General features: G+C 45.0%; 11 protein-coding genes and 1 pseudogene. 2 read left to right on the top strand and 10 right to left on the bottom strand.

What is annotated here, in order from left to right:
* Nucleotides 1–12: 12 nt before the first annotated feature.
* The 7 genes from ACMX2I_RS01670 to ACMX2I_RS01640 form a co-directional block, all read right to left on the bottom strand.
* On the bottom strand, nucleotides 13–774 hold the full coding sequence (locus tag ACMX2I_RS01670) for an ABC transporter ATP-binding protein (protein WP_414955978.1): 762 nt from the start codon (nucleotides 772–774) through the stop codon (nucleotides 13–15).
* Nucleotides 771–1,577 carry an ABC transporter ATP-binding protein gene (locus tag ACMX2I_RS01665; RefSeq protein ID WP_414955977.1) on the bottom strand — a complete coding sequence of 269 codons (807 nt, stop codon included), beginning with the start codon at nucleotides 1,575–1,577 and terminating at the stop codon, nucleotides 771–773. Before ACMX2I_RS01665 ends, ACMX2I_RS01670 begins: the two co-directional genes overlap by 4 nt.
* A gap of 2 nt (nucleotides 1,578–1,579) precedes the next feature.
* Entirely contained in the window at nucleotides 1,580–2,392 is an 813-nt protein-coding gene (gene nikC, locus ACMX2I_RS01660) for a nickel transporter permease (RefSeq protein WP_414955976.1), read from the bottom strand.
* Complete coding sequence (gene nikB, locus ACMX2I_RS01655) at nucleotides 2,389–3,330, bottom strand: nickel ABC transporter permease (RefSeq protein WP_414955975.1); 942 nt, start codon at nucleotides 3,328–3,330, stop codon at nucleotides 2,389–2,391. The genes nikC and nikB overlap by 4 nt, the downstream gene beginning before the upstream one ends.
* A gap of 2 nt (nucleotides 3,331–3,332) precedes the next feature.
* On the bottom strand, nucleotides 3,333–4,862 hold the full coding sequence (gene nikA, locus ACMX2I_RS01650; protein WP_414955974.1) for a nickel ABC transporter substrate-binding protein: 1,530 nt from the start codon (nucleotides 4,860–4,862) through the stop codon (nucleotides 3,333–3,335).
* 157 nt (nucleotides 4,863–5,019) lie between these two features.
* Entirely contained in the window at nucleotides 5,020–5,310 is a 291-nt protein-coding gene (locus ACMX2I_RS01645) for a hypothetical protein (protein ID WP_414955973.1), read from the bottom strand.
* A 49-nt stretch (nucleotides 5,311–5,359) separates the two neighbouring features.
* Nucleotides 5,360–7,420: a catalase gene (locus ACMX2I_RS01640; RefSeq protein WP_414955972.1), complete on the bottom strand. Its 2,061-nt coding sequence runs from the start codon at nucleotides 7,418–7,420 to the stop codon at nucleotides 5,360–5,362.
* Nucleotides 7,421–7,630: 210 nt separating this feature from the next.
* Here ACMX2I_RS01640 and citH point away from each other — a divergent pair, with 210 nt between their 5' ends.
* Both citH and ACMX2I_RS01630 read left to right on the top strand, forming a co-directional pair.
* Nucleotides 7,631–8,911, top strand: coding sequence for a citrate transporter CitH (citH, locus tag ACMX2I_RS01635; protein WP_414955971.1), 1,281 nt, complete (start codon nucleotides 7,631–7,633; stop codon nucleotides 8,909–8,911).
* A gap of 97 nt (nucleotides 8,912–9,008) precedes the next feature.
* Nucleotides 9,009–9,590 carry a DUF421 domain-containing protein gene (locus tag ACMX2I_RS01630; RefSeq protein WP_103749200.1) on the top strand — a complete coding sequence of 194 codons (582 nt, stop codon included), beginning with the start codon at nucleotides 9,009–9,011 and terminating at the stop codon, nucleotides 9,588–9,590.
* 38 nt (nucleotides 9,591–9,628) lie between these two features.
* Here the strand turns inward: ACMX2I_RS01630 and ACMX2I_RS01625 are convergent.
* From ACMX2I_RS01625 to licT, 3 genes and pseudogenes are all read right to left on the bottom strand, one after another.
* Nucleotides 9,629–9,808, bottom strand: a pseudogene (locus ACMX2I_RS01625) (hypothetical protein); the annotation flags it as partial.
* A gap of 167 nt (nucleotides 9,809–9,975) precedes the next feature.
* Nucleotides 9,976–10,707, bottom strand: coding sequence for a beta-glucanase (bglS, locus tag ACMX2I_RS01620; RefSeq protein WP_414955970.1), 732 nt, complete (start codon nucleotides 10,705–10,707; stop codon nucleotides 9,976–9,978).
* A gap of 746 nt (nucleotides 10,708–11,453) precedes the next feature.
* On the bottom strand, nucleotides 11,454–12,281 hold the full coding sequence (gene licT / locus ACMX2I_RS01615; protein WP_148963314.1) for a transcriptional antiterminator LicT: 828 nt from the start codon (nucleotides 12,279–12,281) through the stop codon (nucleotides 11,454–11,456).
* Nucleotides 12,282–12,289 lie beyond the last annotated feature (8 nt).

Raw genomic sequence — 12,289 nt, 5'->3', positions numbered from 1 at the left:
CATGTCACCTGCTTACATAAAGACTTGAAGAAATTGTTTTGTATGTTCATGGCGGCCTTCCGCAAGCAAATCTTTGGCTGAAAAACGGTCAATGATTTCACCGTCGTTCATTACCATTATCCGCTGACTGATCTGATAAACGGCCGCTAAATCATGGGATATAAACAGATAAGACAAGCCTAATTCCTCGCGCAGTTCTGAAAGCAGCGTTAACAGGGACGCTTGAGAAGAAACGTCTAAGCTTGCGGTCGGCTCATCACATACGATTAATGAAGGCTCTATGCTGATAGCCCGGGCAATGGTAACCCGCTGTTTTTGGCCGCCGCTTAGCTCATGCGGATAACATTCTCCGATCCGCCGCGGAAGACCGGTAAGATCCAGTAGCTGATTCACAAAGTCTTTTTCTGAGACATAAGAAAAGTATGTTAAATCAATTGAATCTAAATACTGCTGAATCGGATCAACAAGGGAATCTTTAATTTTGAGCTTCGGGTTTAACGCCGCAGAAGGATGCTGCAAGACGGCTTGAATCTCTTTTCGCATGGCCCGAAGCTGTTTTCCTTTTGCTTGGCTGAACGGCTTCTGGTTTAAGAAAATCTCTCCCTGCTCGATCGTTTCGATCCCAAGCAGGCATCTCGCCAGTGTGCTTTTGCCGCACCCGCTTGCACCTACAAGACCCAGGCATTCTCCCTTTTTGATGTGAAAATGAATATCCTTTAAGACTGGGTCGCCCGAATAGCTTTTAAACAATTGTTGAACATCTAACGTATTCATGCGTTTCCTCCTGCTTTGGCCATTGATGTTCCTAAGCCCTCAATAACCGGAACAGATGAAATTAAGTGCTTTGTATAAGGATGTACGGGCTGTGCCAACACTTTGGATTTTTCGCCTGTTTCAATAATCCGGCCTTCTTTCATAACTGCAATCCGATCGGCATGGCGACCGATATGGCGCAGATCATGAGTGATGAAAAGGACCGCGCAGTTTGTCTCCTTTTTCATTTTGCAGATGAGGTCTAATATATGATGGGATGTAATGCTGTCGAGCGCTGTCGTCGGCTCATCCGCGATGAACAGTTTCGGTTTAAGCAGCATAGCCATTGCAATGGAAGCGCGCTGAAGCTGCCCGCCGCTTAGCTGAACAGGATAGCTTCTGTATACACGCTCAGCCGGCAAACCCGCCTCATGCAATGCTTCCAGAGCAAGCGCTTTACAGGCTCGTTTGCTTAGATCCCGATGTGTTTTCATATATTCTGCAAAGTGCCTTCCTATCGTGAAAAAAGGCGTAAACGAACTATAATAATCTTGAAATACATATGAAAAAAGACTTCCTCTTGCTTTCTGCATGTCCTTTTGTTTCAGGCTGCTGATCTTGAGGTTCTCAATCAAGATACTGCCCTTCATTTGCATCTCCGGCGGCAAAAGCTTCCCTATCGCTGCTGCTGTCAGGCTTTTTCCACTCCCGCTCTCTCCGATTAGACCAAGCCATTCTCCGCTTTCAATAGATAGAGAGACATCCTGAAGAAGGCAATATTCTCCCTTTTGGACTGTTACATGTTTGATCTCAAGCAATGACATGGCTACGCCTCTCTCCTTACATCAAATCTGTCTCTTAGATAATCACCAAACAAATGAATGACCATGACCGTCAGCGCTATGGTGACTCCCGGAATCACCATGAGTGAAGGCCTGCTGGAAAAGTAAGGGCGTGCCTCATTCAGCATGGTGCCCCACTCGGGTTCAGGAGGCTGCGCACCGAGTCCGATATATGACATGGCCGAGATCAGCAAAATAATTTTGCCGGCGTCTATGGTTGCCAAAATGAACACATGTCCAATTACATGGGGGAACAGATGCTTTTTCATGATGCGGCTCGTACTCAACCCGTTAATTTGGGCTTGTAAGATATAATCTTTCTGTTTCTCTGTGAAAACTGTGCTTCTGACTAGACGGGCATAACCGACCCATTTCACAAAGATTACAGCTATAATCAGATTCATCATACTAGGCCCCAACAAACCGGTTAAAATAATGGCCGCAATCGTATCAGGAAAAGACAGGAACGCATCTGCTATTCTCATAAACAACCGATCGATTACTCCGCCTGCATAGCCTGAGAACACACCTATAGACACACCAATTAACACTGCGATGAAAACGGCAAGCAAGCTGTACCCGATGGTCATTTTTGCCCCGACTAAAATCCGCGTCAGCAAATCCCTCCCCAGATGATCTGTTCCGAGAGGATGAATCAGGCTTGGGTCCAGCAGCCGTTTCGACATATCCGCCTGTACCGGATCATGACGAAGAAGCACACCGTAAAGGATCACAGCTGCCGCCAAAACAACAGAAATAACAACAAAAGGTTTTATACACTTAGATGCAGCCGTCATTTCTGCTTCACTCCTTTCAAACGAATAGAGGGATCTAAAAAGCGATAGGACAGATCAACGCAAGTATTAATCAAGAGCACCCCGGCAGCCATGAATAAAACATAACCCTGTATCACGGGATAGTCCCTTCTGCTGATTGAATCGACTACCAGCTTGCCGATTCCGGGATAAGAAAACAGAACTTCAATAACCACAATTCCGCCAATTAAACTGCCGATACTGACGCCAAAGACCGTTATAACAGGTGTTAAACAATGGCGAAACGCATGCATGAAAAAGATCCTGATCTCAGATAAACCTCTGGCCCTTGCCGCCCGAATAAAATCCTGTCCAAGGGATTCCAATAAACTAGACCTGATCAACCGGATATACATTGCAGACATCGCGATGCCTAATGTAAGAGCAGGCAGAACCAGCGAACTGAGTCCCTCCCTGCCCATTGTCGGAAACCAGTTCATTCTGACTGCGAATAAATCGATTAACAGCAACCCCAGCCAAAAGCTCGGCACAGAAGAACCTGCAAGCGCAGCGAAACGGCTGACCTTATCGATCCAAGAAGACCTGTAGACAGCAGCCAAAGAGCCTAATGGGACGGCAATCATCAGCATTACCGCGAGTGACCCCGCCATTAATTCAATCGTAGCAGGGAGCTTAGAAAGCAATAGCTGAATGACAGGTTCATTTGTTAAATAAGACTCTCCAAAATCCATCCGGAAAAACTGGCACAGCCATCTCCAATATTGAACATAGATCGGCTGGTCAAAGCCCAGTTCCTGACGGAGTTCTTCGACCTGATCGGTTGTTGCGGACACATCATCGACGCGCAAAATCGATTTCACAGGATCTCCGGGCGCCATTTTCACCAAAACGAAGCTGACAAATGAAAATAGCAATAAAAAGATCAATATCTCGGCTGTTCTCTTCAAAAAACGCCTCATTGTTATTTCACTTCCAACTCATTCGTCAGCATATAATACTCGCTTCTGGTTGTTTTCCAATTTTTTACACGTTCTTTATTATAGGCAACGATAATATTCGGATGAACCATAAAGGAATTAAGCACCTTTTCATCGATGATTTCCGCTGCTTCTTTTGCAAGACTCTCGCGTCGAGGTATATCAACAGTTTGGTTTAACTCGTCCAATATGCCGTTCAGCTTAGCGTCATTTACTTGTCCGTAGTTCAATGCCCCTTTTTCATGGTAGGCCGCATTCAGAAAATAGCCTGCATCGCCCCTTGGTGCGGTAAGGCTGCTATATGTGGCGAGACCCCAGTCATGGTGTTCTGCCATATACTCATCTACGTTTTCCACTTGCTGAATGTCGATTGTAATGCCTAGCTTTTTCGCATTGGACTGAATCAGCTGGGCAATCAGCGGCAGCTCCGGTCTCGATTGATAAGTCAACAGTGTAAAGGAAAGCGTTTTTCCATCTTTTTGCAAGATGCCATTCTCTTTTTGATATCCTGCTTCCTTCAAATATTTCTTGGCAGCTTCAATACCGCTTTTTTCCGTTTCGTAGTCAGGTGAAAACGGAAAACTCTTTAAAAATGGGCCTCTTGCTACCTCACCATGGTTTTCCAAAATGGATGTTGCGATTTCGTCTTTATCAATTAAAGCGTTTATGGCCTTTCTGACTTGGATGTCTTGAATTAGCGGGTTCGCCAGATTAAAAGTTAATTGGTGCGTACGAAGCCCTGCGATTGAATCAATCTGGATATTCCCCTGTGCCTCTAGTTCTGATAAACTCTCAATCGGAGGACGATAAGCAATATCCACGTCGCCACTCTTTATAGCCAAAAGCCGGGCATTTGCGTCCTCATTGAACGAGAAAACAGCCTTGTCCAATTTTGCAGCGCCGTCCCAATAATCTTCAAATTTTATGAGAGAGAGAGAAGATCCGCTTGTAAATGATTCCACCTTAAATGGACCGGTTCCCACTGGAGCTTTCGCTTCATTTTTATCGGCCACATCGATAATAGCGGTATTCGGATGAACCAGTTCGGATGGAAATTCAGGCCGCACCTTATCCGTTTTAATCACGAGCTGACGGTTATTCGCTTTCATGGACTCAATGTGAAGTGCGTTTTGAATCGCTTCATTTTCGCCAATAGCTCGTTCTAACGATTTTTTCACAGCTTCAGCATCCGCTTTTTTCCCATTTTGAAACGTTAGATTTTCCTTTAACGTAAATGTCCATGTCTTTCCATCCTTGCTTTCCCATTTCTCGGCGAGCCATGGCTTTATTTTTAAATCCTCATCATCAATTTTGACCAATGTTTCTGCCACACCGGCCCTGACCGCCGTATAGTTTGTATCTATATGCGGATCAAGTGTGTTTGCAGGAAAATTAAACAACAAATTTATCGACTTCTCATTTTCTTTATTATCGCTGCTGCCCTCTGTCATAGAACATCCGGAAGCGAATAAAAAAACTGCCAGAAGGCAGCACATCTGCCATCTCTTCCTCATTTCTCCACCTCTTCTTAGTAATTATTACGATTTGTATTTTCATATCATAATATAATTTATCTCTTTTGGAAAGGAACGATTACGATTTACCATAAAAAAAAGCAAAATCTTTTGAAAGACTTTGCTTTTACGTAAATATATGAAGTTACGTCCTTATTTATTTTGCCCTCTCAGCAATCGCTTCATGAACCGCTTGTGCCAAATCTATATTTCCAAACATCTCTAACACCGCAATGACGGTCTGGTCCGGAATGTGCTCGGATTCGTGTTTCGGCACGGCCAGTTCGTCCATGGTTTTTTTCAAGCTTTCATTGAGCTTTTGCTGCGGATACGCCTTGGCGTACAGCTCCAGCGGATCAAGGTCATGGTTGACGCACCATTGGGCAAACACCAAAATCATCATATTTTCATCGCGTTCGTAAGCTTCGGCGAGCTGTTTTTCGTTCATCTGTCATGCTCCTTATGAAAAGTATCTTCTTTTAAGATACAGGAGCAGATCAAATTCGTCTATCCCAATGGCGGTGAGCGGCGACCGCCTCGATAAACGTCTTGCTGAAGGCGTTGTAATCAGCATCATCTTTAGCAGTCACAAGTCCCGGCCCCTCTGTTGTCCCGACAGCTGATAGAAGAAGATCAATTCCTTCATTTGCCGCACCGATCGACTTATAGTGATTGTAGGCTTCTCTGATAAACGCCATCGCTTGTTTGTCGTCTTTTAACTCTGGTCCTCCCGCGGCATAGACGGCATCATACAGAACAGAGTCAGTCGTCAGGAACGTGCCGCCTGCCTCAAGCTGCCGTCCGTTGCCGCTCGTGATGTACCCCAGCGTTTGGCTGATGATATCCGCTGTGATTCCTTCTTGCTTTAAGGCATCCAGCACGGTTTGCAGCTCTTTTTCATGAAATCCGTTTCCAGCGAGAACAGCCACTTTTCTTGATGACGCTGTTTTCACTGTGCGGGCTTGGCTTAACGCAGGCGAGGTCAAGATTTCTTTAGACGCATTACGTTTCGCCGGCGGCGCCACACCTACTCCTTTGGCGATTTCTTCCGCTAAGCCTTCATCCACATTGCTGAAGACATCAACGACCTGCCGCTGTACATCCTTGCTCTTGACCTTCCCGACCTCGAAGCAGAAGGCGGAGATGATGTGCTGTTTCTCGACAGGAGACATGCTGTTCCAGAACAGCTTCGCCTGTGCGTAATAATCGTTGAAGCTGTCGCTCCGCTGGCGGATTTTTTTGCCCTCGACTTTTTCCTGATAGTGGACGTAGCCGCCTTCTTCGGCTGTCGCAGGCGACGGGTCATTGTTTTGCAGAGAGTTTTTATGATAAGCGACCGGCCCCTTATTGATCGTCATCCGGTGATAGCCGTCGTACTGGTTGTTATGGAACGGACATACCGGGCGGTTAATCGGAATCTCATGGAAGTTCGGGCCGCCAAGACGGATGAGCTGTGTGTCCGTATAAGAGAAAAGCCGGCCCTGCAGAAGCGGGTCATTTGTAAAATCGATGCCCGGCACGACATTTCCCGGGTGGAATGCGACTTGTTCTGTTTCCGCAAACACATTGTCCTGGTTGCAGTTCAGCGTCATTTTCCCAATGATTTTCACCGGCACGAGCTCTTCCGGCCACAGCTTGGTTGGGTCAAGAATATCAAAATCAAATTTGAACTCATCTTCTTCATCAATCATTTGCACGCCGAGCTCATATTCAACCATGCCGCCGTTTTCAATCGTTTCCCACAAGTCGCGGCGGTGGAAGTCGGGATCTTTCCCGGCAATTTTCTGCGCTTCATCCCATACGAGAGAATGCACGCCGAGCACTGGCTTCCAATGGAATTTCACGAAACGCGCCTTTCCTTGTTCATTAACAAAACGGAATGTGTGAACGCCGAAGCCCTCCATCATTCTGTAGCTGCGAGGGATGCCTCTGTCAGACATCGTCCACATCACCATATGCGCTGACTCTGGATTGTTGGCGACAAAATCCCAAAACGTATCATGAGCGGTTGCGGCTTGAGGCATTTCATTATGAGGTTCAGGCTTAAACGCGTGAACCAAGTCCGGAAATTTGATCGCATCCTGAATGAAAAACACCGGGATGTTATTTCCCACAAGATCATAATTTCCTTCTTCTGTATAAAATTTCGTCGCAAAGCCTCTGGCGTCGCGCACCGTGTCTGCGGAGCCTTTAGAACCCGCGACCGTCGAAAACCGGACAAATACCGGTGTCTTCACTGAAGGGTCCTGAAGAAATTTGGCCCGTGTATACTCGGCCATCGGCTCGTAAACCTGAAAAAAGCCATGTACGCCATATCCGCGCGCATGCACAACACGCTCCGGAATCCTCTCATGGTCAAAGTGCGTCATCTTCTCCCGGAAGTGAAAATCCTCCATCAGCGTCGGACCGCGAACCCCGGCTTTTAACGAGTGCTCATCCTCTGACACCCGCACACCTTGGTTTGTCGTCATTTTCTTCCCGCTGTTATCGGCTCTGTACTGCTCAAGCTGCTCGTCCTTTGCGTGTTCATTTACACGTTTGCTTTGATCATCACTCATGTCCGTTCCCCCTTTTATTGATTCCATATCTAAAACGAAACATTCTACAGCACATTTACCCGCGGCCTTCTTCAGATAAACTGCCTAATCCGTTCAATAGGATTTTAGGTCTACCTATCAGTATGAGGACATACATATTTGAAATAAGCCTTCTGTTCAGAAAGAAAAGGTGGAAGCGCTTACTTAAAATTTACTGAGGGAGGTCATAGCGTGCTTGCCATACTCGGTTTTGTGATGATCATTGTCTTTATGTACCTGATTATGTCTAACCGGCTTTCCGCTCTTATTGCGTTGATTGTTGTTCCTGTTGCATTTGCCTTGATCAGCGGATTTGGCAAAGATCTTGGCGAGATGATGATTCAAGGTGTAACAGACCTCGCCCCGACCGGCATTATGCTGTTATTTGCCATCCTGTATTTCGGTATAATGATTGACTCCGGTTTGTTTGATCCTCTCATTGCCAAAATCTTATCGCTTGTCAAAGGAGACCCGTTAAAAATTGCCGTCGGCACAGCGGTTCTGACGATGACCATTTCGCTGGACGGGGATGGGACAACAACCTATATGCTTACCATTGCGGCGATGCTGCCTCTGTACAAACGGCTCGGCATGAATCGATTGGTATTGGCCGGAATTGCGATGCTCGGTTCGGGAGTCATGAATATTATTCCGTGGGGCGGGCCGACTGCGAGGGTTTTGGCTTCCTTGAAATTGGACACGTCGGAGGTCTTCACGCCGCTGATTCCCGCTATGATCGCCGGCATTCTCTGGGTGATTGCAGTCAGTTATATCCTCGGAAAAAAAGAGCGGAAGCGGCTCGGCGTCATTTCGATTGAACACGCGCCTGCCTCCGATCAGGATGCAGATCCGCTCAAGCGTCCCGCTCTCCAATGGTTTAATCTTCTGCTGACTGTCGCCCTCATGGCTGCGCTGATCACCAGCCTGCTTCCGCTCCCTGTTCTTTTTATGACCGCGTTCGCCATCGCCTTGATGGTCAACTACCCAAATGTCAAAGAGCAGCAGAAACGGATCTCAGCGCATGCGGGAAACGCGTTAAACGTTGTCTCGATGGTGTTTGCGGCAGGCATATTCACAGGCATTCTTTCAGGCACGAAAATGGTGGATGCGATGGCCCATTCTCTCGTTTCACTCATCCCTGAGGCCATGGGCCCGCACCTGCCGTTAATCACAGCTATCGTCAGCATGCCATTCACCTTTTTCATGTCGAATGACGCCTTTTACTTCGGTGTTCTTCCGATCATCGCAGAAGCCGCTTCCGCTTACGGAATAGACGCCGCCGAGATCGGAAGGGCCTCCTTGCTGGGCCAGCCGGTGCATCTGCTCAGCCCGCTTGTGCCTTCCACCTATCTGTTGGTCGGAATGGCAGGCGTCAGCTTTGGCGACCATCAAAAATTCACCATCAAATGGGCCGTGGGGACAACAATTGTGATGACGATTGCGGCGCTTTTGATTGGGATTATTTCGTTTTAATGAGAAAAGGATTTCCGCTGGCGGAAATCCTTTTGTTCTGCATAATTTAAAAATCGAAGACCATACTATGGAAAAATCAAAACAAAAAGGTGATTGCATGAATTTTGCTTGGGAAGCACTCATTTTAATTATATCCGGCATCATATTGCTAAGAATTTCAGGAAGAAAGTCAATCTCCCAGATGACATTAGCACAAACTGTGGTGATGATTTCCATTGGAACGATTATTGTCCAGCCGATTATAGAGACAAGTTTATGGAAAACCCTTGTGGCAGCCGGTATTTTTACTGCGGCTTTAATACTCATGGAATGGTTCCAGGTGAAGGCCAATTGGATGGAAAAGTTCTTAACCGGCAAAGCGAAATTAGTGATTGAAGATGGCAAACTCAATATAGAAAATATGAAAAAACTGCGGCTGACAGTTGACCAGCTTGAAATGCGATTGAGGATTCATGGAATCTCCAGCATAAAGGACATTAAGAATGCAACGATTGAAGCAAACGGCCAAATAGGATATGAATTGCAAGATGACAAGAAACCGCTCACGATGGGTGAATTTAAGAAATTGATGAATATGCCGGCCGCAAACACAGTTAACCAGCCTGAACCAGAAAATCAAGAAAACATTTTTCAAGAAATAAAAAACGGTCATTCTACACCTTCTGGCAAACTAAAATAAGGCTGTTCCTTGTGCAGAAACAGCCCGAGCGAATGACCTTATTGGATATATGAAATGACTGGCAGACTTTCAACACCCGATGCATAGTAGTAATTAAAAACGCTGAAAGAATCGATTGCTTTGCCGGTTTTTACATCTACGATTAAAATATGATATCCGTAGCTTTGATCATTTGCATCTAGTCTTCTAGGTGTTTTTTTGCCTAACGTATCTGAAAACATTGGATTAATCAGACCGATAAAAAACTGATTTTTATGAATCAAAAGAGGACTGATATAATCTCGGTAAGTATTGCCCAGATCAGAAGATTCATGCCAACAACTTCACATTACAATCATAAGAGCCTGGCTATTATTGAAGCAGCAGGCTCTTATTACATTTGACATTATTTTTTTGTATAACGCACCCAGTCGTAATGAGCGTATAGCGGTGTTACACCATTGTAGGAACCGAGCCATTCATCAACACCCGTACCATTCCACAAGTTCATCATGATCTTTCCTGGTGTTTTCGGAATTTGGCTTGTCGCAGTATGTTTTAATTGCCCATCGACATACCATTTAATAGAGTTTGGCTGCCAATCGAACGCATACGTATGATGAGCAGTGGCTGCATCAAATCCGAGATCCACTATCTTCTCATGGTTTCCTGCACCATTTGTATAATAGTTAAATTGAACCTTTGTTGTGTCTTTTCCTAAAAATTCGATATCAATCTCATCCCAAGGAGTTCCATCCGTTGGACCTGTGTAAGTGAAGAACGATGAAACGATCCCTGTGTTTTTAGCTGGTTTCATTCTGACTTCATAAAGTCCATATCCATATGTTTGAACAGAGCGGTTTTCCCCGCAGTCAAACTTGTTATAAGATGGACTTGTTAGCGCCAAACGCATTTCACCTAATGACGTCATTGATACGTTATTTGCACGCCAAGTGCAGTTAAACATATTTCCATTCGAATAACCATTTGCTTTTTGCCATAATCCGGAGTTATAGCTGTTAAAAGGGTCAAAAAACGATCCACCTGTTTGAGCCGAGGCATTAGAAGTGACTGCAGACAAACTCATAAACAATCCAGTGACAAGAATCAACAACACTCGTTTCATACAAGATGACATGTTGACATTCCCCTTTCTAAGAAAGCGTTTTCTTTGTCGATCATACATGATTTTCATAAAGGGAACATCGGTCAAAATAATGATAATAACGAATCTTACATACTAGAATCCTGTACTATCATTTTTAGATTATACTTAGACTCAACTTTAACAAAATGAAAGTGATGAATGTATTGAATTCAACATGTTTGGTATTTCTTCTTCAACGCTGCGCTTTTATGAAAAGGAAGGAATTGGTTCCGAAAATGAATCGAGATACAAGCGGCCGATGAGTCGATGATTTGTTGATCGAGTACAAGAGATGGCCGCTCTGAAAAATTGTACGCCGGCTCAGCTTGCACTTGCATAGCCGATGGCAAATGAAGTGATTCGTATCCCTGTAACAAAGAGAATCCCTTATTTAGAAGAAAACGCATTTTCTTCCCCGCCAGCCAGCTGTAAAATGCCTTGCCGCTGCTTGAATCCCCATTTTCTCATCCCTTCTGCTAAAAAACAAAAAACCTAAACTACCCCTATCGCAATAGGAACGAGTAGTTTAGGTTTTGCCTGCCTGACCAGTAACAATCCTATGAAACGCCCTCATCACCCTCTGAAAAAAATAAAAACCTAAATTACCATCAGTACAGACAGAGATCATCCGCACTCATTGCAATTTAGGTTTTGCCTGCTTAGCAGTAACAATCCTAACATCCTCATATGTGAATGTAAGAAAAAATCAACACAAGAAAATAAAAATGTCAACGCTTTCATTTGACGACCCTTTCGATGTGAATCGTTAAATACAGCAGCTCGTCACTGGTGAGCTTGTGTTTATACTCCCGCTCAATGTAGGTTTGGATTTTTTTCGTGCATTCATACGCGTGATGGTACTTTTCTATCACTGTCTCCAGTAAAAAATCGTCCTGGCTTTCCATGTGCGTGCCATTAAAAAGACGCTGCGCGAAAAACTTCAAATGGGTGACAAACCGATAATAGTGAAGCGATTCTTCGTTGAATTCAATCTTAAAATGGTATTTTACGATACTCAAAATCTCTTGCATGACTTTTGTAATATTGATGATATTAGGCATCTCTTCATTCAGCTCGGCATTTACGATATGCATGGCAATAAAGCCAGCTTCATCCTCCGGCAGAGACACGCCAGTCTTGTTTTTCACCATGTGCAGCGCTTCTTTTCCGATCGCAAACTCGTCTTTGTACAGCCGCTTTGTTTCCCACAGCAAGGCGTTTTTGATATCAAGCCCTTTCTGATTGCGCTGGATGGCGAAGTTAATATGGTCGGTCAGCGACACATAGATGCTGTCGTTGAGCTTTTTGCCGAGCTTTAATTTCGCATAGCTGATAATCTCTTCGGATACTTCCATACACTCGATCGGTATGTCATACAAAAGGGTTTTGAATTTTTCTGATACATCCTTGTTATCGAGCGTGAACACCTTCTCAATGCGGTCTTCATCGACATCATCGCCGGTCTTTTTCTGGAACGCGAGCCCCCTGCCCATGATGACCAATTCTTTTCCCTGTTCATTGACCACGCTGATCACGTTATTGTTGATCACCTTCGCAATTTTCATGACATGTT

Source organism: Bacillus sp. SW14, from assembly GCF_047608225.1.
GTDB classification, from domain to species: domain Bacteria; phylum Bacillota; class Bacilli; order Bacillales; family Bacillaceae; genus Bacillus; species Bacillus subtilis_G.
Note: the sequence above shows the minus strand (reverse complement) of the source record. Positions and strands in the feature narration are given on the sequence as shown.